The sequence below is a fragment of the Cellulomonas cellasea genome, assembly GCF_006538745.1.
Taxonomy (GTDB): Bacteria; Actinomycetota; Actinomycetes; order Actinomycetales; family Cellulomonadaceae; genus Cellulomonas_A; species Cellulomonas_A cellasea.
In genome coordinates this window covers 284,652-305,550 of the sequence record NZ_BJLR01000016.1, presented here as the reverse complement: position 1 = coordinate 305,550, position 20,899 = coordinate 284,652, and the positions used below count along the sequence as shown (strand labels likewise).

At 75.4% G+C, this 20,899-nt stretch carries 19 protein-coding genes; 8 read left to right on the top strand and 11 right to left on the bottom strand.

What is annotated here, in order from left to right; genetic code table 11:
• The first annotated feature begins 142 nt into the window (after window positions 1–142).
• On the top strand, window positions 143–1,672 hold the full coding sequence (locus CCE01nite_RS08505) for a helix-turn-helix domain-containing protein (RefSeq protein ID WP_084142592.1): 1,530 nt from the start codon (window positions 143–145) through the stop codon (window positions 1,670–1,672).
• 115 nt (window positions 1,673–1,787) lie between these two features.
• On the opposite strand, the gene CCE01nite_RS08500 is transcribed toward CCE01nite_RS08505, so the two are convergent.
• The 3 genes from CCE01nite_RS08500 to CCE01nite_RS08490 form a co-directional block, all read right to left on the bottom strand.
• Window positions 1,788–3,020, bottom strand: coding sequence for an RNA polymerase sigma factor (locus CCE01nite_RS08500; RefSeq protein ID WP_307722731.1), 1,233 nt, complete (start codon window positions 3,018–3,020; stop codon window positions 1,788–1,790).
• Between the two features lie 26 nt (window positions 3,021–3,046).
• Window positions 3,047–3,490, bottom strand: a complete 444-nt coding sequence (locus tag CCE01nite_RS08495; protein WP_141372176.1) for a YciI family protein — start codon at window positions 3,488–3,490, stop codon at window positions 3,047–3,049.
• A gap of 108 nt (window positions 3,491–3,598) precedes the next feature.
• On the bottom strand, window positions 3,599–5,020 hold the full coding sequence (locus CCE01nite_RS08490) for an ATP-binding protein (protein ID WP_170223954.1): 1,422 nt from the start codon (window positions 5,018–5,020) through the stop codon (window positions 3,599–3,601).
• 157 nt (window positions 5,021–5,177) lie between these two features.
• Here CCE01nite_RS08490 and CCE01nite_RS08485 point away from each other — a divergent pair, with 157 nt between their 5' ends.
• Entirely contained in the window at window positions 5,178–6,284 is a 1,107-nt protein-coding gene (locus CCE01nite_RS08485) for a PP2C family protein-serine/threonine phosphatase (protein WP_170223953.1), read from the top strand.
• Window positions 6,285–6,387: 103 nt separating this feature from the next.
• On the opposite strand, the gene CCE01nite_RS08480 is transcribed toward CCE01nite_RS08485, so the two are convergent.
• Together CCE01nite_RS08480 and CCE01nite_RS08475 are read right to left on the bottom strand one after the other, a co-directional pair.
• Window positions 6,388–7,002: a maleylpyruvate isomerase N-terminal domain-containing protein gene (locus CCE01nite_RS08480; RefSeq protein ID WP_141372173.1), complete on the bottom strand. Its 615-nt coding sequence runs from the start codon at window positions 7,000–7,002 to the stop codon at window positions 6,388–6,390.
• A gap of 233 nt (window positions 7,003–7,235) precedes the next feature.
• Complete coding sequence (locus CCE01nite_RS08475; RefSeq protein ID WP_141372172.1) at window positions 7,236–7,937, bottom strand: hypothetical protein; 702 nt, start codon at window positions 7,935–7,937, stop codon at window positions 7,236–7,238.
• A gap of 198 nt (window positions 7,938–8,135) precedes the next feature.
• On the opposite strand from CCE01nite_RS08475, the gene CCE01nite_RS08470 reads away from it, so the two are divergent.
• The 4 genes from CCE01nite_RS08470 to CCE01nite_RS08455 all read left to right on the top strand — a co-directional run bounded on the left by CCE01nite_RS08470 (window position 8,136) and on the right by CCE01nite_RS08455 (window position 12,038).
• Window positions 8,136–9,101, top strand: coding sequence for a daunorubicin resistance protein DrrA family ABC transporter ATP-binding protein (locus tag CCE01nite_RS08470; protein ID WP_034632489.1), 966 nt, complete (start codon window positions 8,136–8,138; stop codon window positions 9,099–9,101).
• Window positions 9,098–9,919 (top strand): ABC transporter permease, encoded by an 822-nt coding sequence (locus tag CCE01nite_RS08465; RefSeq protein WP_034632492.1) that lies wholly within the window; start codon window positions 9,098–9,100, stop codon window positions 9,917–9,919. The genes CCE01nite_RS08470 and CCE01nite_RS08465 overlap by 4 nt, the downstream gene beginning before the upstream one ends.
• Window positions 9,920–10,003: 84 nt before the next feature.
• Complete coding sequence (locus CCE01nite_RS08460) at window positions 10,004–10,984, top strand: NAD-dependent epimerase/dehydratase family protein (protein ID WP_034632495.1); 981 nt, start codon at window positions 10,004–10,006, stop codon at window positions 10,982–10,984.
• Between the two features lie 103 nt (window positions 10,985–11,087).
• The gene (locus tag CCE01nite_RS08455; protein WP_211254584.1) at window positions 11,088–12,038 is read left to right on the top strand and encodes a diacylglycerol/lipid kinase family protein; all 951 of its coding nucleotides are present in this window, start codon (window positions 11,088–11,090) and stop codon (window positions 12,036–12,038) included.
• 28 nt (window positions 12,039–12,066) lie between these two features.
• On the opposite strand, the gene CCE01nite_RS08450 is transcribed toward CCE01nite_RS08455, so the two are convergent.
• The 3 genes from CCE01nite_RS08450 to CCE01nite_RS08440 form a co-directional block, all read right to left on the bottom strand.
• Window positions 12,067–13,422: a hypothetical protein gene (locus CCE01nite_RS08450; protein WP_052104295.1), complete on the bottom strand. Its 1,356-nt coding sequence runs from the start codon at window positions 13,420–13,422 to the stop codon at window positions 12,067–12,069.
• Window positions 13,423–13,472: 50 nt separating this feature from the next.
• A complete protein-coding gene (locus CCE01nite_RS08445; RefSeq protein WP_034632497.1) occupies window positions 13,473–14,759 on the bottom strand; it encodes an adenylosuccinate synthase in 1,287 nt (428 codons plus the stop codon).
• A 235-nt stretch (window positions 14,760–14,994) separates the two neighbouring features.
• On the bottom strand, window positions 14,995–15,420 hold the full coding sequence (locus CCE01nite_RS08440; RefSeq protein ID WP_034632498.1) for a DUF3151 domain-containing protein: 426 nt from the start codon (window positions 15,418–15,420) through the stop codon (window positions 14,995–14,997).
• Window positions 15,421–15,546: 126 nt separating this feature from the next.
• Between CCE01nite_RS08440 and CCE01nite_RS08435 the strand changes: the two genes are divergently transcribed.
• Complete coding sequence (locus tag CCE01nite_RS08435) at window positions 15,547–15,918, top strand: STAS domain-containing protein (protein ID WP_034632509.1); 372 nt, start codon at window positions 15,547–15,549, stop codon at window positions 15,916–15,918.
• A gap of 162 nt (window positions 15,919–16,080) precedes the next feature.
• Here CCE01nite_RS08435 and CCE01nite_RS08430 read toward each other — a convergent pair whose 3' ends face one another.
• Complete coding sequence (locus CCE01nite_RS08430; protein WP_034632500.1) at window positions 16,081–18,219, bottom strand: SpoIIE family protein phosphatase; 2,139 nt, start codon at window positions 18,217–18,219, stop codon at window positions 16,081–16,083.
• Between the two features lie 97 nt (window positions 18,220–18,316).
• Between CCE01nite_RS08430 and CCE01nite_RS08425 the strand changes: the two genes are divergently transcribed.
• The gene (locus CCE01nite_RS08425) at window positions 18,317–18,793 is read left to right on the top strand and encodes an STAS domain-containing protein (protein ID WP_084142827.1); all 477 of its coding nucleotides are present in this window, start codon (window positions 18,317–18,319) and stop codon (window positions 18,791–18,793) included.
• Window positions 18,794–19,003: 210 nt separating this feature from the next.
• Here CCE01nite_RS08425 and fbaA read toward each other — a convergent pair whose 3' ends face one another.
• Together fbaA and CCE01nite_RS08415 are read right to left on the bottom strand one after the other, a co-directional pair.
• Entirely contained in the window at window positions 19,004–20,023 is a 1,020-nt protein-coding gene (fbaA, locus tag CCE01nite_RS08420; RefSeq protein ID WP_034632514.1) for a class II fructose-bisphosphate aldolase, read from the bottom strand.
• Window positions 20,024–20,102: 79 nt separating this feature from the next.
• Complete coding sequence (locus CCE01nite_RS08415) at window positions 20,103–20,801, bottom strand: TrmH family RNA methyltransferase (RefSeq protein WP_034632517.1); 699 nt, start codon at window positions 20,799–20,801, stop codon at window positions 20,103–20,105.
• Window positions 20,802–20,899: the final 98 nt, after the last annotated feature.

Genomic DNA, 20,899 nt, shown 5'->3' with positions numbered 1-20,899 from the left:
CTGCTGCGATGGCTCGGGCGGGGCGGACGGTGCGGACGGCTCGGCGACGGCGACGACCTCCCTTCCACTGTGGACCCGCCCGCGCGCTCTTTCCCGAGCCGAGGGCTGTCAAGAACTGCGGATCTTTCGCTATCGTCAAACGATGACCCCCGACGACGTGGGACCGACCGTCCAGGACCGTCCGCTGCCCCCGGGAGCCCCCGGCGCGGACCCCGCCGCGCCGACCCGCCGGCGGCCCGACGGCAGCGACCTGCTCACGCTCGGCCGTCGCATCCGGCACTTCCGCACGAGCCGGGGCCTCACGCTCGACCAGCTCGCGCAGGCGACCGGCGCCGCCCCGAGCCAGCTCTCGCTCGTCGAGAACGGCCACCGCGAGCCGCGCCTGTCGCTCCTGCAGGAGATCGCCGCCGCGCTGCACGTCGAGGTCACCGAGCTGCTCGCCGCCGAGCCCCCGAGCCGCCGGGCCGCGCTCGAGATCGCCCTCGACCGCGCGCAGCGCTCGCACCTGTACTCAGGCCTCGGGCTGCCCGCCGTCCGGCCGGGCCGGGGCATGCCGGTCGAGGCGCTCGAGGCCCTCGTCGGGCTGCACGCCGAGCTCGCGCGCCGCGAGAGCGAGTCGATCGCGACGCCCGAGGAGGCCCGCCGCGCGAACACCGAGCTGCGGCTGTGGATGCAGGAGCGCGACAACCACCTGCCCGAGATCGAGCGCGTCGGCGAGGAGCTGGCCCGCAAGGCCGGGTACACCGTCGGCGCGCTCACGCACCGGGCCGTCGCGCGCATGGCCGAGCAGCTCGGCTTCCAGATCCTGCACGTCGACGACCTGCCCCACTCGACCCGCACGGTGACCGACCTCGCGAGCGGGCGCATCTACCTGCCGCCCGCGTCGATCCCCGGCGGCCACGGCCTGCGCTCGCTCGCGCTGCAGGCGATCGGGCACCGCGTGCTCGGCCACGACCGCCCCGTCTCCTACGCCGACTTCCTGCGCCAGCGCATGGAGATCAACTACTTCGCCGCGTCGTGCCTCATGCCGCGCACCGCCGCGCTCGAGTTCCTGGGGGCCGCCAAGCGCGCCAAGGACCTCGCGATCGAGGACTTCCGCGACGCGTTCGGCGTCACCCACGAGGCCGCGGCGCACCGGTTCACGAACCTCGCGACGAGCGAGCTCGGGCTGCCCGTGCACTTCCTGCGTGTGGGCCACGACGGCGCCCTGACGCGCGGCTACGAGAACGACGGCATCACGTTCCCCACCGACCCGACGGGCGCGATCGAGGGGCAGCCGGTGTGCCGGCGCTGGGCGGCCCGCGGCTCGCTCGTCCGGCGCGACCGCACCACCGAGTACCACCAGTACACCGACACCCCGCAGGGCACGTACTGGTGCACGTCGCAGACCGGGGCGTCCGAGTCCGGCGAGTTCTCCATCACCGTCGGCGTCCCGTTCGCGCACGCGTCGTGGTTCCGCGGCCGGGACACCGCGCTGCGCACGCAGTCCCGCTGCCCCGACCCGTCGTGCTGCCGGCGGCCCGACGCCGAGCTGAGCCGCCGCTGGCGCTCGGCTTCGTGGCCGTCGGCGAAGCTCCACGCGCAGGTCCTCGCGCCGCTCCCCCAGGGCACGTTCCCGGGGGTCGACGACGCCGAGGTGTACGCGTTCCTGGAGCGGCACGCGGCGCGCTGACCGGCGGCGGGACGGGTGCACGGGCGTGCACCCCGGCCGGCGTGCGGACCGGACGCGGGCCGCACGCAGCACGCGAGCCGGGTCGGCGGCCGCGCCGTCGGGTCGGCGAGCGCGGTCAGCCGGCGCGCCCGCCCCCGTCGTCGGGCACGGACACCACCGCAGCCCCACCGCGCGTGAGCTCCGCGACCTTCGCCGCGAGGTGCCGCTGCTCCGGCAGGTTCGTCGCGTGCGCGGCGGCCCGGCGGTAGTGGTCGAGCGCCGCCGCCGCGTCCCCCGCGAGCTCGTGCAGGTGCGCCCGCACCGCGTCGAGGCGGTGCGTCGGGCCGAGCCGGTCGTCGAGCCCGTCGAGCAGCGCGAGCCCCGCGGCCGCGCCGTCGACCATCGCGGCGGCCACCGCGCGGTTGACCGTCACGACCGGGTTGCCGGTGAGCCGCTCGAGCGCCCCGTAGAGCGCGAGCACCCGCGGCCAGTCGGTCGCGTCCGCGGTGGGTGCACGGTCGTGCACCGCCGCGATCGCCGCCTGGAGCGTGTACTCGCCCGCGGGCCCGCCCGCCAGCGCGCGGTCGAGCAGGTCGAGGCCCTCGGCGATGCGGGCGGCGTCCCACCGCGTGCGGTCCTGCTGCGGGAGCGGGACGGGGTCGCCCGCGTCGTCCGTACGGGCGGGGCGCCGCGCGTCGACGAGCAGCATGAGCGCGAGGAGCCCGGCGACATCGGCGTCGTCGGGCAGCAGGGCGCGGACCAGCCGCGTGATCCGGACCGCCTCGTCGACGAGCTCGACGCGGTGCAGCTCCGGCCCGCGGCTGCTCGTGTACCCCTCGTTGAAGACGAGGTAGAGCACGTGCAGCACGCTCCGGAGCCGGCCCGGCAGCTCCTCGGGGGTCGGCCGCGCGAACGGCTCCCCCGACGCGCGGACCGTCTGCTTCGCGCGGCTGATGCGCTGCGCCATCGTCGCCTCGGGCACCGCGAACGCGTGCGCGACCTCGGCCGTCGTCAGCCCGCCGACGGCACGCAGCGTCAGCGCGATCGCGGACGCCGGGGTCAGCGACGGGTGGCAGCACAGCAGGAGGACCGTGAGGGTGTCGTCCTCCCCCGTCGGGCGCGCCCCGGCGGGCTCCCCCTGCGCGGCGAGGACCTCCCGCCGGCGGCGTGACGCGTCGGCGCGCACGTGGTCGACGAGCCGGCGCGTCGCCGCCTGCAGCAGCCAGCCCCGCGGGTTGTCGGGCACGCCGTCGCGCGGCCAGTGCGTCGCCGCCGCGACCAGCGCCTCCTGCACCGCGTCCTCGGCCGCGTCGAAGTCCCGGGACCGCCGTGCCAGCACGCCGAGGACCTGCGGCGCGAGCGTGCGCAGCAGGTCCTCGACGACGGGCGGGACGTTCAGCGATCACCGCCGGCCGTGTCGAGGAACGCGCGCATCTCGTCGACCCCCGACGGGCCCTCGTCCATGACCTGCCGGACCTGGACGGGCTGCTGCGTCGCGCGCCCGCCCTGACCGGGCACCGCCGAGACGCGCGCGGCGATCTCGATCGCCCGCTCCTCGGACTCGACGTCGACGATCTGGTAGCCCGCGACCCACTCCTTGAACTCCTGGAACGGCCCGTCCGTCACGACCGGCGCACGCAGCCCGTCGGACGTGACGATCTTCGCGAGGTCGGGCCCGGTGAGGATCGTCGCCTCGACGAGCTCGCCGCTCGCGACGAGCTCCTCGTTGAGCACGCGGTAGTGGTCCAGGTGGGCCGCGATCTCCTCGGGCGACCACTGCGACATCGGCGTCTCGTCGACGCCGGCCTGGAAGTCGACCGCCAGCAGGTACCGGGTCATGTCGTCACCTCTCCTCGGGGTGCCCAGCGTGGCACCGTCACCCCCTGGACGGAGCCGGTCCCGGGTTCTCGACATCCCCGACCGCCTCGGCAGCGGGACCGCTCCGCCTCACCGTGGCGTGTCGGCGGCTCCCGCAGCCGACCCACGCGGCTCCCCGGCGTCGACGGGCTCGATCCACGCCAGGTACAGCGAGCGGCCGACCCCCGCACCGACCTGCTCGATCAGGAAGTCGCACAGCAGCTCGCGGCCCGACGCGTGCCGGACGGGGAGCACGAGCGGGACGCCGAGCACGTGCGCCTGCCCCGTGCTCAGGTGCCTGCTGAAGCCGGCGATGTGCGCCTCGCGCAACGACGGGGGGATCAGCGCGACGATGCGCCGTCCGACGAGGTCGTCGACCTCCCACCCGAGGTGGGCGGCGAGCGGAGCGCTCACGGCGAGGATCCGGTTCCGCGCGTCGGAGCACACCGCACCGCGCCGGCTGGTCCGCACGCGCTCGACGACGGCCGCGGTCTCGGTGTCGGCCCGCGCCGCTCCGGCGTCGACCTCGAAGCGCTCGTCCGCGCTGCCCGACCACCGCCGCGGCGGGACGCCCCGCATCTGGCTCTGGACCTGCTCGCACAGCCAGTCCCGGACGGCGACGATCTCCGGCTGGCCGGGGAAGGCGAGGAGCGCGCCCTCGCTCGCGAGCTGCTCGCCGGCGTCGAGGACGTCCTGGAGGGCGGTCGAGGCAGCAGCGTCGTCGGGGAGCAGCTCGAGCGTGAGATCGACGGGTTCCCGGATCTCCCGCCACGGGCTCGGGTGCCCGTCGGGGAGCGCGACCCGCAGCGCTGCGGCGTCGTCGGCACCCTGGGCGCGGACGTCCACGAGGTCGAGCAGCGCCGTGCGCGCGGCCTCCGCCCTCCGGAGGTCGAGGTCCACCTCCGCGTGGACCTCGCTGTAGAGGTGCAGCTCGCGCAGGATCGCGTCGTGGTGCTCCTGCGCGGCGACCCAGAGCGTCGGCGGGACCCCCAGGAGGACGACCTGCCGGGCGACGGGTCCGCTGCCCTCGGCCGTCGGGTCGGCGGGCGCGGCGTGCGTGACCTCCCACTGCTCCTCGTCGAACGCGGCGAGAAGCTCCTCGAGGGAGGGCTCCGGGGCGCCGTCCTCGAGGACGAACCAGGCGGTCTTGCCGTCCGGGCGCTGGACGACGCCGCAGCGGTCCGTCACCGCGGCGACCATCCCCATGCCGCGCCCCGTCGTCGCCTGGCTGCCGTAGCTCCGCTGCCGGGGACCGGCCGGGCTGTGGTCCCGGACCTCGACGCGCAGCTCGTGCGCGCTCAGGGTCGCCGAGACCCCGATCGCCGTCTGCGCATGGAGCGCCGCGTTCGTCACGAGCTCGCTCACGGCCAGCTCGGCGGCGTCGGTCCACGCGTCGCGCCCGCCCTCGGCCAGGAGCTCGCGCACGAGCCGCCGGGCCGCCGCCGGGGCCCGCAGGTCCGACCCGAGCCGGAGCTCGGCGGGGCGCAGGCCGGCTGGCGCGCCCTCCGTCACAGCGAACCCGTCATCGTCGAAGCGTAACCGCAGGCGCCCGTCGGCCCGAGGGGCCCGGGGCGGGACGCGGCCGCCGCAGGCTCCGCCTAAGGTGGAGGCGCCGGCTCTCCCGGGAGCCGGCTGCAGCCCGGGGCGGGACGCCCGAGGTGGGGGGAACGTGTCGGGATCGAGGGGCGGGCGCATCCTGCGTGCCTTCGGCCTGCCCTGCCTCCTGGTCGCGACGATCCTCGGCGCCGACACGCTCGAGGGGCCCAAGACGGCGTTCGTCGGAGTCCTGGCGGTCACCCCCATGCTGGCCGCCGTCTTCGGCGGTCCCACCGCCGTGGTCGCCGTCGGGCTGGTGGCGCTCACGTCGGGCTGGCTCTTCGGGCTGCACGCGCACGACGGGCAGGTCGCGGCCCAGCAGGTCCGCCTGGCCGTCATCGCGGTCATGACGCTGCTCGCCGCTGTCGCCGCCGCCGAGCGCGTGCGCCGGGAGACGACGCTGGACCGCCTGACCCTCGTCACGCTGGCGGTGTCGGAGGCCGTCATCCGCCCCCTGCCGGACAACCTCCGTGGCGTGGCGATCGCCGCCCGGTACACCGGCGTCGAGGCGCAGGCCCACGTCGGCGGAGACGTCTACGAGGTCCTCTCCACGGCGTACGGCGTCCGTGCCGTGCTCGGTGACGTCCGGGGCAAGGGCCTGTCCGCCGTCCGCCTCGCCAACTACGTGCTCGGCGCCTTCCGCGAGGCAGCACGCCGGGAGGAGTCGCTCGTCGACGTCGTGCGCGCGATGGAGGCGCTCGTGCGGGCGGAGGGCGGCGACGAGGACTTCGTGACGGCGGTCGTGGTCGAGGTCGCGCACGACGGCGTCGTGACGGCGATCTGCTGCGGCCACCCGGTGCCCGTGCTGCTGACCGCGGACGGACCGCGCCCCGCCGACGTGGTCCCGGACCTGCCGCTCGGGCTCGGTGCCGGGGCCGTCGGTGCAGGACGCCTCGCCGACGGACCCGCGGGGGTGCTGCTGTTCAGCGACGGGCTCACCGAGGCGCGGGACCGCGGGGGCCGGTTCCTCGACGTCGACGAGGTCCTCCGTCGGCACGCGGGCGTGTCGGGCGCGGACCTCGTCGACGCCCTCCAGCGCACCGTCACCGCCCACACCGACGGCGAGCTGCGGGACGACGTCACGCTGCTGTGGCTCGGGGTGCCCGCGGGGCCGCTCACGGGCGAGGCACCGCAGTCGCCGGCGGAGCCCGTGGCGCACAGGCCGTCCCCCCACGGGTGAGCGTTCGCGGGGTCTCGTGGTGCGGGCGGGTCAGCATCCCCGCGCCGACGTCCTGTCGGGTCACCGGACGGGGTGGGTCGACCATGGGACGCGTGTCGCGGGGTCAGAGCACCGAGAACCCCGGCGGGAGCCCGCCCCGGCCGGTCGCCGCGAGGAGCAGCGGCGCGGCGGCCCCGTCCTCGACCGCGAGCGCCGTCACGAGCCCGAGCGCCTGCCGCGCGGCGGACGCCGGGACGTCCGCGGGCTCACCGAGCGCCACGGCGAGGTCGGTCGTGTGCACCGTGAGCTCGAACGTCCGCGTCGGCAGGTAGTCGGCGAGCCGCATCCCGCCCGCGACCGACGTCAGCATCTCGGTGCCGTCGCGCCCGCGGACGAGCGCGCAGACCCGGGCGGCGATCTCGGCGACGGCCGACGCCGGGTCGTCGCCGAGCGCCGTGCCCGCCTCGCGCCCCCGCTCGGCGACGCCCGGCCCGGCGGCGATCGCGCGCGTCGCCCGGTAGTAGGCCACGGCCGACGCGATCTCGACGACCTCCGCCGGCCGCTCGAGGTACGCCTCGACCGTGAGGAACGACCGGCTCGTGTGCCCGACGAGCGCACGCACGTCCCACTCCCCCAGCCCCGGCTCGCCCCAGCGTTCCCCGACCCGGCCGACGGTCCGGACGAACCAGTCGGCCGCGTCCGTGAACGCCTGGCGGGACTCCTCCCAGCGCACACCCATGCGCCGAGGCTAGACCGCACGCGGGGCGGGGTCACGGGCTCGGCGGGTGCGGGCGCGAGCTCGTCCGGGGGGCGGGCGCGCGAGCACGCCGGGTGCGGGCGTACGACCGTCCGAGGTGCGGGCGCACGCCCGTCCGAGGTGCGGGCGCGAGGACCGGGCACCGCGCGCTGGGCACACGACCGCCCCGCCCCCGGCGCACGCACGTCGGGGGCAGGGCGGGACCGCCTCGGGCGTCAGACGGTGCCGGTGCCGCTCGGCGTCACGGACCCGCTCGTGCTGCTCGGCGTCGCCGTCCCGCCCGGCACGGTCGCGTCGTCCGCGCCGCTTCCCGGCCCGCCGCGACCGCCGCGCCCACCACCGGCGGGCAGCTCCTGCGCGACGCGCTCCGCGACCTCCGCCGGCAGCGCCGCCACCGCGGCGTCCGCCTCCTCCTGCGTGATCCGGCCGTCCGCGAGGGCCGCCTCGATGCGCTCGGTGGCCGCCGCGACGAGCGCGTCGGTCAGCGCCGAGAGCTCGACGCCCTGCGCCTCGGCGACGTCCGCGAGCGTCGTGCCGTCGACCGCGAGCGCGGTGCGCAGCTCGTCGGACGTCAGCCCGAGCGCCTCGGCCGCCGCGCCGAGGTCGAGCCCGCCGCCGCCGCGCAGGACGTCCGACGCGCCGAGCGTCGTCGCCACCGCGTCGGCCTGCGCCTGGGTCAGGGTCCCGTCGCCGACGAGGCCCGCGAGCGCCTGGGTGAGGGCCTGCACCCGGTCGGCCGCGCGGGCCGCCGCGTCGTCGGCCGTCGCGGTGGGGGCCGTCGTGGTCGGGGCGGTCGCGGACCCCGTCGCGGTGTCGGTCGCGGCGGACGCCAGCGGGGCGACGGCGACCGCGGACAGGCCGGCCACCGCGAGGGCCCCGGCGACGCCGGCGGCGGCGAGCGTGTGGTTGAGCTTCATAGGAGGTGCTCCTCGGTGCGTCCCGGGCCGGTCCCGGGGTGTGCGTCCGACCCTCGGCCCCGGGTCTGTGCCGAGGCTGTGCGCAGGGTGTCGATCCCCGGGGAGAGCGCGGCGGACGGCCGGCGGCCCGCTGCCCGTTCCGGCGCGATGCCCGGATCGTCCTGGTCCGTGTGGGTGGTGCCGAGCACACTGGCTCGGGTGCCGACCATCACCGCGCAAGGCCTCGTGCAGACGTACGGCTCCGTCCGGGCGCTCGACGGGCTCGACCTGACCGTCGAGGAGGGCACCGTGCTCGGGCTCCTCGGCCCGAACGGCGCCGGGAAGACGACCGCGGTCCGCGTCCTGACGACGCTGCTGCGTCCCACCGCCGGCACCGCGACCGTCGTCGGGCTCGACGTCGTGCGGGACGCGAAGGCGCTCCGCTCGCGCATCGGCGTCTCGGGCCAGTACGCCGCGGTCGACGAGAACCTCACGGGCTTCGAGAACCTCGACATGGTCGGGCGGCTCTACCACCTGGGCTCGAGGCGCTCCCGCGAGCGGGCCGACGAGCTGCTCGAGCGCTTCGACCTCGTCGACGCCGCGCGGCGGCCCGTGCGGACCTACTCGGGCGGCATGCGGCGGCGGCTCGACCTCGCGGGCGCGCTCGTCGCGGAGCCCGAGGTGCTCTTCCTCGACGAGCCGACGACCGGGCTGGACCCCCGCAGCCGCCTCGCGATGTGGGACGTCATCTCCGAGCTCGTGGCGCGCGGCACGACGCTGCTCCTCACGACGCAGTACCTCGAGGAGGCCGACCGGCTCGCGGACCGCATCGCGGTCATCGACCACGGCCGCGTGATCGCCGAGGGCACGTCCGACGAGCTCAAGGCGCAGGTCGGCGGCGAGCGCGTGCACGTCACCGTCACGCGCTCGGAGGACCTCGACCGGGCTCGCGAGGCGCTCGGCGTGATCGCGGTCGGCGAGCCGGTGACCGAGGAGCACAGCCGCACCGTCACCGCGCCGGTCGACGGCGGGTCGAGCGCGCTGGTCGGGGCCCTGCGGGCGCTCGACGACGCGGGGGTCGACGTGCTCGACGCCGGGATCCGCCGCCCGACGCTCGACGACGTGTTCCTGCGGCTCACGGGTCACCAGGCCGAGGACGGACCGACCGAGGGAGACGGCGCATGACCGCCCTGACGCAGGCGCTCGGCGACGGCTGGACCGTCACGCGCCGCAACCTCATCAAGATCAAGCGCGTCCCCGACCTGCTCGTCGGGTCGATCATCTCGCCGATCATGTTCGTGCTGCTGTTCGCGTACGTGTTCGGCGGGTCCATCTCGCTGCCGGGCGCCCCGGAGGTCGACCCGGACCTCTACCGGCAGTTCCTCATCGCGGGGATCTTCGCCCAGACCATGATCTTCGGCGCCACGATCACCGGTTCCGGGATGGCGCAGGACCTCAAGACCGGCATCATCGACCGCTTCCGCTCGCTGCCCATGGCCCCGTCGGCGGTGCTCGTCGGGCGGACCACCGCAGACGTCGTCAACAACGTCCTGACCGTGCTCATCATGACGCTCACCGGGCTGGTCGTCGGCTGGCGGATCACGACGTCGGTCGGCGAGGCGGCGCTCGGCTACGTGCTGCTGCTGTTCTTCGCGTACTGCATCAGCTGGCTCATGGCGTACGTCGGGCTGCTCGTGCGCACCCCCGAGGTGTTCAACAACGCGACGTTCATCGTCATCTTCCCGCTGACGTTCATCGCGAACACGTTCGTGCCGTCGGACAACCTGCCGCGCGTGCTGCGGACGTTCGCCGAGTGGAACCCGGTGTCGAGCGTGACGCAGGCGGCCCGCGAGCTGTTCGGCAACATCCCGCCGGGCACCCCGGAGCCGACGGCGTGGCCCCTGCAGAACCCGGTGCTCTACACGCTCGCGTGGGGTCTCGTGCTGCTGGTCGTCTTCGTCCCGCTCACGGTCCGCCAGTACCAGAGGGCCGCCGCGCGCTGACGGCGGGCGCTCCTGTCCCGTGCGCGTTCTGCTGCCCGCGTACGACCGTTCTCCACCGGGCCGCCCGCTGGCAGGCTCGCCCGCATGAGACTCCTCGTGCTCGGCGGCACCCAGTTCCTGGGCCGCGCGGTCGTCGCCGACGCCCTCGACCGCGGCTGGGACGTCACGACGCTGCACCGCGGCGTCACCGGCACCCCGCCGGCCGGCGTCCGCACCCTCGTCGCGGACCGCACCTCGACCGCGGACGTGGAGCGCGCGCTCGACGGCGGCTCGTGGGACCTCGTCGTCGACACGTGGTCCGGGTCCCCGCGCATCGCCTCGGACGCGGCGGCGCTGCTGGCCGGCCGGGCCGGGGCGTACGGCTACGTGTCGAGCATCTCGGTGTACGCGTGGGGCTCGCACGTCGACGAGACCTCGCCGGTCGTCGACGGCGACCCCCGCGCCGAGGACGGCGAGTACCCGGCGCTCAAGCGCGGCGCCGAGCTCGGGGTCCTCGCCGCGCACCCGGACGCCCTGCTGGCGCGCGCGGGGCTGCTGCTGGGCCCGCACGAGGACATCGGGCGGCTGCCGTGGTGGCTCACCCGCACCGCCCGGGGCGGGCGCGTCGTCGCGCCGGGCCGACCCGACCGCCCGCTGCAGTACGTCGACGCGCGCGACGCGGCCGGCTGGCTGCTGTCCGGGCTCGAGGGCGGGCTCGGCGGCGCGGTCGACGTCGCGAGCAGGTCGGGGCACGCGACGACCCGGTCGCTGCTCGAGGCGTGCGTCGCCGCGACCGGCTCGGACGCCGAGCTCGTGTGGGTCGACGAGGCGACGCTCGCCGCAGCGGGCGCGCAGCCGTGGACGCAGCTGCCCTGCTGGGTGCCGGAGGCGGGCGACTTCGCCGGGTTCTTCGAGGGCGACACGTCGTGCGCGGCGGCGACCGGGCTCGTGTGCCGCCCGGTCGAGGAGACCGTCATCGACACCTGGCGCTGGCTGACGGCGGACGGCGCCCCGGCGCAGCGGCCCGGCCCGCCACGGCTCGGGCTCCCCGAGGAGATCGAGGCCGCTCTGCTCGGGACGCCCTGACACGCACGGACGCCACCGCGCTGCGCCGGCGGCCGTCACTCCTCCCGGCGCACGTCCGGCCTGCTCCTGGCGCACGCCTGCCCGGTTTGGGTAGACATGCCCCGTGACCCCCACCACCGACCGGTCGGTCCCGACCCCGTCGCACGCGATCGCGCACGCCCGCCCCGAGCTCCCGGCCCGCGACGCGGTGCTGCTCGTCAACGGCCGGTCCCGGCGCGGCGCCGAGGCGTTCCCCCGGGTCCGTGACCTGCTCACCGCGCAGGGCGTCGAGCTCACCGCGGCGCACCTCGTCACCGACCCCGGCGCGGAGCTGCCGACGCTGCTCCCGGAGCTCCTCGCGGGCCGCCCGTCGATGCTCGTCGTCGGGAGCGGTGACGGGACGATCGCGAGCGTCGTCGACCACCTGGCGCACAGCGACACGGTCCTGGGCTACGTGCCGCTCGGCACGACGAACAACTTCAGCCGGAGCCTCGGCCTGCCGCGCGGCCTGCGCGCCGCGGTCGACGTCGTGACGCGCGGCCGGGTCGCGCAGGTCGACCTGGGCCGCGTCGACGGCGACTACTTCGCGAACCTCGTGAGCATCGGCATCTCGGCGGACGTCGCGGGTCGGACCCCGCACCTGCTCAAGCGTCACCTCGGCCGCACCGCCTACACCGCGACGGCGGCGGCGTCGCTCGTGCGGCACCGCCCGTTCACCGCGGAGGTCCGCAGCGGCGACGTCGTCTGGGAGGTCGTGACGCACCAGCTCAACATCGCGAACGGCCGCATGCACGCGGGCACCGCGATCGCCCGCGACGCGAGCCTCGAGGACCGCCTGCTCACGGCCTACGCGCTCGGCGGCCGCTCGCGCCTCTCGACGGCCGGCGCCGCGGCGCGCCAGGCGCTGACGCCGTGGGAGCCCGTCGCGCGCAAGGGCCACCTGAGCGCGACCGAGTTCCACGTGACGACCGACCGCCCGATGACGGTCGACGTGGACGGCGAGGTGTCGGGCGGGACCCCGATCCACGTCGAGGTCACCGCGGCGGCGCTGCGCGTCATGGTCCCGCGCCGCTGACCCGGCTCGCCGGATCCACGCACGGACGTCAGCGCGCGCCGGACCCCTTGCCCACGGAGCGCGCCCCGCCGTCGGCGGTCGACCCGGTGCGCGCGCGGGCCCACGCCTGCACCTGCGCGTGCACGGTCGTCGGCTCGTCGGCGTACTCCCACGGCCAGGAGGACAGGTGCTCGCGCGTGTGCGCGAGGTGCTCGCGTGCGGCGTCGGCGTCCTCCGCGAGCCACCACGCGAACGCGAGCAGGTTGTGGGCACGCGACCGGCCCACCGGCGAGGGGCCGTCCGGCCCGCGCCAGCGCGCCTCGGCCGCCGCGATCTCGGCGCGTGTCGCCGGGTTCTCCGCGTGCTTGTTCGCGAGCTTCGGGGAGCGGCTCGTCAGCATGAGCACGTGCTCGACGTGCGCGACGACCACGAGCAGCGCGAGCGCCGTGCCCGGCGTCGCCCGCGCGGACGCCTCGCGGGCGAAGGCGAACATCTCGTCCGCGGACCCGAACCACTTGGCGGCCTTGTACTGCAGCGCGGCCTCGTGCCCCTCGAGGTGGTCCGGCGCCACGGCGAGCAGCCCGGCGAGCCGGCGGTCGAACTCGTCCCGGTCGACCTGCTGGCCGCGCGCGGCGGTGAGGAGGGACACGTGCGGGCTCGGGTCGGACGGCGTCACGGCGATCGCCTCGCGCGCGCACTCCTCGGCGTCGGCGAGCGCGTCGAGGAAGCGTTCGGGGCTCTTCGGGGTCCACTCCCCGCCGCGGATCTCCCAGGCGCGCCCGACCGCGAGCTGAGCCCGGACCGCGAGGGCGTGCTGGTCGCGCGGGTTGTCACGCAGCCACGCGTCGAGCCACGCGCTGCGCCACAGCGCCGCGTTCGCGAGCACGCTGACCCGGCGGTACCGCGCGTCGTGGTCGGTCGTCGCCGCGAGCAGGTGAGCCGCGGGACGCCAGTCGCCGGCGAGCGCCGCCTCGCGGGCCGCCCGGACGTCCACGTCGTCGAGCGCGTCGTCGGGCTCGACGAAGTCGGCCTCCTCCGGCTCGTCCCAGGTCCCCCGGCCGTCCGAGGCGACCTTGACCACGAGCGGGCCGAAGCGGTTCATCGTGGCCGCGACCACGAGGACGGCGCTGACCCAGCCGGCCGTCCACGACAGCGTCCGGGCGTCGTCGAGCACCGCGCTCACGCCGAGCGACGCGAGGGCGCCGACGGCGACGGCCGCCCCGACGTAGGCGACGACGAGGCCCTGCGTGCGGGCCCCGGCACGCCGGAACCACCACGGGGCCTCCTCGCGGACGCCCAGCAGGAAGGCGGCCCGGCTGCCCGCGACCGCGTAGGTCAGGGAGCCGATGAGGGCGAGCGCGAGGGCGCCGATGAGCACGGTGCCGGCGACGGAGTCGAGATCCACGCGCGGATCATCTCAGGCGCGCGGGCCGTTCGGGGCGGACGTTCGCCCGCTCAGCCCAGCAGGTCGTGCCGGACGATCGTCGCCTCGCGCCCGGGCCCGACGCCGATGGCCGAGATCCGCGCGCCGGACATCTCCTCGAGCGCGAGCACGTAGCGCTGCGCGTTCACGGGGAGGTCGTCGAACGAGCGGCACTGCGAGATGTCCTCCCACCAGCCGGGGAACTCCTCGTACACGGGCTTCGCGTGGTGGAAGTCGCTCTGGTCGAGCGGCATCTCGTCGTGACGGGTCCCGTCGACGTCGTAGGCGACCGCGACCGGGACCTTCTCGAGGCCGGTCAGGGTGTCGAGCTTCGTGACGACGAGATCGGTGAGCCCGTTGATGCGGGCGGAGTAGCGCGCGACGACGGCGTCGTACCAGCCGGTGCGGCGCGGGCGGCCGGTCGTCGTGCCGTACTCCCCGCCGGTCTTGCGCAGCCACTCGCCGGTGTCGTCGAGCAGCTCGGTCGGGAACGGGCCCTCGCCGACGCGCGTCGTGTACGCCTTGATGACGCCGACGACGCGGTCGATGCGCGTCGGGCCGACGCCCGAGCCCGTGCACGCGCCGCCGGCCGTCGCCGAGGAGGACGTGACGAACGGGTAGGTGCCGTGGTCGACGTCGAGCATCGTCGCCTGGCCGGCCTCGAACACGACCGTCTTGCCCGCGTCGAGCGCGTTGTTGAGCACGAGCGGGGTGTCCGCGACGAGCGGGCGCAGGCGGTCCGCGTTGGCGAGCAGCTCGTCGAGCACCTCGTCGACCGTGATCGCCCGGCGGTTGTAGACCTTCACGAGCAGGTGGTTCTTCTGGTCGAGGGCGCCCTCGACCTTCTGGCGCAGGATGTTCTCGTCGAACAGGTCCTGGACGCGGATGCCGACGCGGTTGATCTTGTCCGCGTAGGTGGGGCCGATGCCGCGGCCCGTGGTGCCGATCTTGCGCTTGCCGAGGAACCGCTCCGTGACCTTGTCGATCGTGCGGTTGTACGGCGCGATCAGGTGCGCGGCCGACGACACGAGCAGCTTGCCGGTGTCGACGCCGCGGGCCTCGAGCGCGTCGATCTCCTCGAACAGGACCTCGAGGTCGATCACGACGCCGTTGCCGATCACCGGGACGACGCCCGGCGAGAGGATGCCCGAGGGGAGCAGGTGGAGCGCGTACTTCTCGCCCTCGATCACGACCGTGTGCCCGGCGTTGTTCCCGCCGTTGAACTTCACGACGTAGTCGATGCGGGAGGCGAGCTGGTCGGTCGCCTTGCCCTTCCCCTCGTCGCCCCACTGGGCCCCGAGCACCACGACGGCGGGCATCAGATCACCACTCTCCACGGCTGCCAGCGGTCCGGTCCGCGATGGTTCGGTGCGAGGCGGCTCGCTGGCCGGGGACCCGGGGCACGGGCGGCAGTGACCCAGTACCTCCGGGAGTTTAGCGGACCGGTAAAGGACCGGTCATGGACGCTCGCCGGGCACGACGACGCGGACCGGGACCGTCTCCCGACACCGTGTCGCGGCAGCGCGGACACCGGCGCCGGGGTCCGGTGCCGCGTCAGCGCAGCCCCGACACCTCGTCGGCCGACGTCCCGGAGTCGCGCAGGAACTGCGCGCAGCGCTCGGCCTCGTCGTCCTCGCCGATCGCCTCCGCCGCCTCGTGCAGCGCGAGCAGCGCCCGCAGGAAGCCCTGGTTGGGCTCGTGGTCGGCGGGCACCGGGCCCTGGCCGCGCCAGCCCGCCCGGCGCAGCGCGTCGAGCCCGCGGTGGTAGCCGGTCCGCGCGAAGGCGTACGCCGCGACGGGGTCGCCGGTCTCGGACAGCGCCTGCTCGGCGAGCAGGGCCCACGCGTACGACGACGCGGGGCTCCGCCGTGCGGCCTCGCGCAGGTCGGCGCCGGACTGCAGCGCGGCGCGGGCGTCGGCGTCGGCGCCGTCGGCCGGCAGGAGGGTCGGCTCGGGCCCGAGGAGGTTCTGGTGGCTCATCGGGCCAGTCTCGCAGGCCGCCGACCTCGCGGCGTGGGCGCGGCCGGCGCCGCGAGCCTGGGAATGCGGGCCACCTGGACGGTGGTTACAGTCAGCATGCCCACCGACCCTTCTCCCGGGATGGCCATGATCGAGATCTCGAGCTCCCCCACCTCGACCACGCTCGTGATCGACGGGGACCTCGATCTCGCCGAACGCGACCGGTTCCCCGAGATCGCCGCGCGCGTCGTGGGCCTGCGCCGCCAGCTCCTCGTCATCGACATGTGCGGCGTGACGTTCATGGACTCGACCGGCGCCGCGTTCCTCATCACACTCGCCGACTCGTCCCGCAGCCGGGGCGGTGCGACCGTCCTGCGCGGGGCCGACGCGCGCGACCTGTTCGTGCTCGAGGTCTGCGGCGCGCTCGACCTGTTCCGCGTCGAGGACACGTGCAGCCACACCAAGCAGGAGTCGGGCTTCCAGCGCCCCGCCGGCACGGGCTCGACGCCCTCGGCCTGACCCCCGCACCACCCCGCTCGCCCGGACCCGTCGCAGCTCTGCGGCGGGTCCGTCGCCGTTCACGCGCCGGACGCGGCCGGGTCGTCGTCGTCCGCCCGCCCGACGCGGCAGGTCTGCCGGCATTCGCCCGCCCGACGCAGCGGCGCCGGGACAGCAGCCCCGTCAGCGCCGCGAGTCGCGGACCTTCGCCCACACGAGCTTGCCGCCGCGCGCCGGACGCCAGCCCCAGTCGGCGAGCCGCTCGACGATCTGCATCCCGAAGCCCCCGATGCGCCCCGGGTGGCCGTCGGTCGTCACGGGCGGCGTCGGGTTGGAGTCCTCGACCTCGATCCGCAGCCCGTCGCCGGTGTCGTAGAGGCGCAGCTGCACCTGCCCCCAGCCGTGCAGGACGGCGTTCGCCACGAGCTCGGAGACGACGAGCTCGGCGTGCCCGACCCCCGCGAGGTCCCACGCGCGCGCGGTCCGCAGCACCGCGTGCCGAGCCCGCCCGATCGACGCGGGCTCCCCGGGCAGGACCCAGCGCCGCACGCGCGGGCTGCCCGAGCGCCGCGTCTCGTCGTCGGGCCCGGGCACGCGCACGACGACGACCGCGACGTCGTCCTCGGGGCTGTCGGCGAGGCGCGAGAGCACCTCCTCGCCGATGCCGGCCGCGTCGAGCGCGGTGATGCTCCCGGCGACCTCGGTGAGGGACTCCACGCCCTGCCGCAGCGAGCGGTCGCGCCGCTCGATGAGCCCGTCGGTGTAGAAGACGAGGAAGTCGCCGGGAAGCACGTCGGTCCACGCGCTCTCGCGCGGCGCGCGCCCGAACCCGATGAGCGGCCCGCCCGCGCCGGACAGCCTCGTGACCTCACCGCCCCGGACGTGCAGTGCCGGCAGGTGCCCGGCGCGGGAGTACGCGACGCGCCAGCCGTCGCCGTGCCGGCGCATCGTCGTCAGCACCAGACCCGCGGGCCGCGGCACGCGCATCCCGGCGACGAGCTTGTCGACGCGCGAGAGCACCGCGCCCGGCTCGGCCTCCTCGTACACGGAGGAGCGCACGACCGAGCGGAGCTGGCCCATCGCGGCCGCCGCCTCGACGTCGTGCCCGACGACGTCCCCGATGACGACGCCGACGACGTCCGGGGCGACCTGCAGCACGTCGTACCAGTCGCCGCCCACCTGGGCGTGCTCGGAGTTCGGCGCGTAGTACGTCCACACGTCGAGCCCGTCGACCTCGGCCTGCTCGGGGAGCATCGCGCGCTGCAGCGTCTCCGCGAGGCGGTGCTCCCGGGCGTAGAGGCGCACGTTGTCGACCGCGAGGCCGACCCGGCGCACGGTCAGGGTGAGCACCGTGAGCGTCGCCTCGTCGAGCACGTCGACGCCCGCGCCCGTGCGCGGCACGACCGCGAGCAGTCCGAGGACCCGGCGGCGGCCCGGCACGGGCAGCAGCACGACGCTCGCCACGTCGTCGGGCAACCGGTCCCGGTCCGTCGTCGCGCCGGTCGCAGACGTGCCGAGGCGGCGCGCGAGCCAGCCGGACGCGCTCGTCGCCGGCCGGTCGCTGCGCAGCGCGAGCTCGTACGGCCCCTCGCGCTCCCCGTCGAGCATCTGCTGCACGGGGTCCGCGTCGGGCGCCCGGTCGATTTCCACCTGGTCCGGCGGGACGTTGCCGTGGCGGGTGCCGCGCCCGGTCGGCGCGGAGCCCGCGTCGACGCCGTCGACCGCCCGCAGGCCGCCGTCGTTGAGGTAGAAGGACGCCCAGCGCACGAGGCCGCGCTCGAGGAGCCGGGCGATCTCCCGCAGCGTGTGCGGGTCGTCGATGTCCATGAGCAGGTCCGAGACCTGCGCGACGAGCCCGAGCGACGTGCGCTCGCGACGCTCCGACGCGACGAGGGCCGCGTGCTCGACGTCGCGGTCCATGAGCTCGGTCACGTCCACGAGCACGACGACCCAGTGCGTCACGGTGTCCGCGTCGCGCATCGGCGAGACGGACACGCGTGCCCAGAAGGGTGAACCGTCGGCGGCCTCGGCGCGCAGCACCTCGGTGCGCCCGACCCCCGCGCGCATCGACGCCCGCAGCTGCTCGACGACCTGCTCGTCGGTGGTCGCCGAGCGCAGCATCCCCGGTTCACGGCCCATGACCTGCGACGCGGTGAACCCGGTCGTGCGGACGAACGACTCGTTGACCCAGACGATCGGCCACGCGCCACCCTCGTCGGCGGTGATGAACACCGGCACGTCGACCGCCGCGAGAGCCGCCGCGGGCAGCCCGTCCAGGGGCGTGTGTGGAGATTGTGTGGTCCCGGAGTTGACCACGACCACCTCCGATCGTCTAGCGTGCCGAACGTATCCCGCGACTTGCCGCGGGCTCTGCGTGATTTCGGGGCCCGAGGGCTGACCTCACCCGGGAAGGAGCATCGTGCGCGACGGTAACAGCCCGGGGCCGGACGAGCCCGTCGAGAACCACCACCCCGCGGGTGGTTCGGACGGAGCCACCGCGCCCCTGCAGGGCAGCGCGTCGGTCAACGGCGAGCCGGGCGCGGTGCACGTGATCCTCGGAGCGGACCGCACGCGCATCGTGCTGTCCGGCGAGGTCGACGCGGACCTCGGCCCGGACCTCCAGGAGGCCACCACGGAGGCCGAGGAGGTCGGCCTGCCGATCGAGGTCGACACGCACCACGTCACGTTCATGGACTCGTCGGGCGTCGCGTTCCTCGCGCGCCTCGCGATCCGCAGCCAGCACCCCGTGCAGCTCCTCCGGGTGCCGCCGACGGTGCGGTTCCTGCTCGAGGTCACGCGCATCGGCGAGCTGCTCGAGGTCGTCGAGGACGACTCGGCGACGGCGTTCGAGGCGGTGCCCGACACGGGCGGGACGTCCCCCGACACGACGGCCTGACCCGCCGCACCCCGCACACCGGAGGCCCGGTCGCCCGCGCGCGACCGGGCTCTCGCGCGTCGTCGGTCGGGACGCCCGGGTCGCCGGGGGTCGTCGGGGTCGTCGGGGACGTGCCGCACGCACGCACGACGAGGGCCCGGGGCCGACGCGATCGCGTCGGTCCCGGGCCCTCGGTCCGTCAGGTGGTACTCAGGCTGCTGGGCGCAAGGCTCAGAGCTTGTGACCCGCCGAGCGGAGCTGCTGCGCCGCCTCGACGAGACGCGCCGCGAGGCCGGCCTCGGCGGCCTTGCCCCACACGCGCGGGTCGTACATCTTCTTGTTGCCGACCTCGCCGTCGATCTTCAGGACGCCGTCGTAGTTCGCGAACATGTGGCCGGCGACGGGACGCGTGTACGCGTACTGCGTGTCGGTGTCGATGTTCATCTTGATGACGCCGTTGTCGACGGCCTCCGCGATCTCGGCCTCGGTCGAGCCCGAGCCGCCGTGGAAGACGAGGTCGAACGGGTTCTCCTTGCCGATGGCGTCGCCGACGGCCTTCTGGATCTCCGCGAGGATCGACGGGCGCAGCTTGACGGCACCCGGCTTGTAGACGCCGTGCACGTTGCCGAACGTGAGGGCCGTCAGGTAGCGGCCCTTCTCGCCCGAGCCGAGCGCCTTGACCGTGGCCAGGCCGTCCTCGACGGTCGTGTACAGCTTGTCGTTGATCTCGGCCGTGTGGCCGTCCTCCTCGCCACCGACGACGCCGACCTCGATCTCGAGGATCGTGCGGGCCGCCTGCGAGAGCTCGAGGAGCTCCTCGGCGATGACCAGGTTCTCGTCGAGCGGCACGGACGAGCCGTCCCACATGTGCGACTGGAACGTGGGGAGCTTGCCGGCCTTGACCTGCTCGGCCTCAAGGGCCAGGAGCGGGCGGACCCACGAGTCGAGGTTCTGCTTGGCGCAGTGGTCGGTGTGCAGCGCGACCGTGATCGGGTAGTTCTTGGCGACCTCGTGCGCGTACGCGGCGAGGGCCAGCGACCCGGCGATGCGGTCCTTGATCGTCGCGCCGGAGGCGTACTCGGCGCCACCGACGGAGACCTGGATGATCCCGTCGCTCTCGGCGTCCGCGAAGCCCTGGAGGGCCGCGGTGAGCGTCGAGGACGACGTGACGTTGACGGCCGGGTACGCGAACTTGCCGGCCTTCGCCCGGTCGATCAGCTCGTTGTACACCTCGGGGGTAGCGATGGGCATCGCGGGCATCTCCTGCGTGTAGAGGGGTGTGCTTCCCCCCGAGTCTGGCACGTCCTCCTACCGGCAGCGCCGGGACGTCCTACCCAGCGGACGCGGCGTCCGGAGGCGGACCGGCGTGCTGCACGACCCACGCGTGCATGGCGATCGCGGCCGCGGCGCCCGCGTTGATGGACCGCGTCGAGCCGAACTGGGCGATGTGCAGCACGTCCTGGACGCCCGCCCGCGCGGCGTCCGACAGCCCGACGGACTCCTGCCCGAAGACGAGCACGCACGCGCGCGGCAGCGGGTACCCCTCGAGCGCGACCGAGCCCGGCAGGTTGTCGACGCCGAGCACGGGCAGCGCGCCGCCGTCCGGCCCCGCGGTCGACGCCCAGGCCAGCAGGTCCTCGACGGTGGGGTGGTGGCGCACGTGCTGGTACCGGTCGGTGACCATCGCGCCGCGGCGGTTCCAGCGGCGGCGGCCGACGATGTGCACCTCGGCGGCGGCGAACGCGTTCGCGGTGCGCACGACCGACCCGATGTTGAGGTCGTGGGCCCAGTTCTCGACGGCCACGTGGAACGGGTGCCGCCGGGTGTCGAGGTCCGCGACGATCGCGTCGAGGGCCCAGTACCGGTAGCGGTCGACGACGTTGCGCCGGTCGCCGTGCGCGAGCAGCTCGGGGTCGTAGCGCGGGCGGCCGTCGGGCCCGGCGAGGTCGGGCCACGCGTCGGGGCCGCCGGGCCACGGTCCGACGCCGACGCCGTCCTGCGGTTCGGGGTCCCGGGCGTCGTCGGGCACCGCGTCGGGCGCCTGGTCGCGCGCGGGTGCGGGGGTCGGGTCCTGCGAGCCGGTCGTCACGGCACCATCCTCGGCGACGGCCCCGGCGGTCGGAGCAC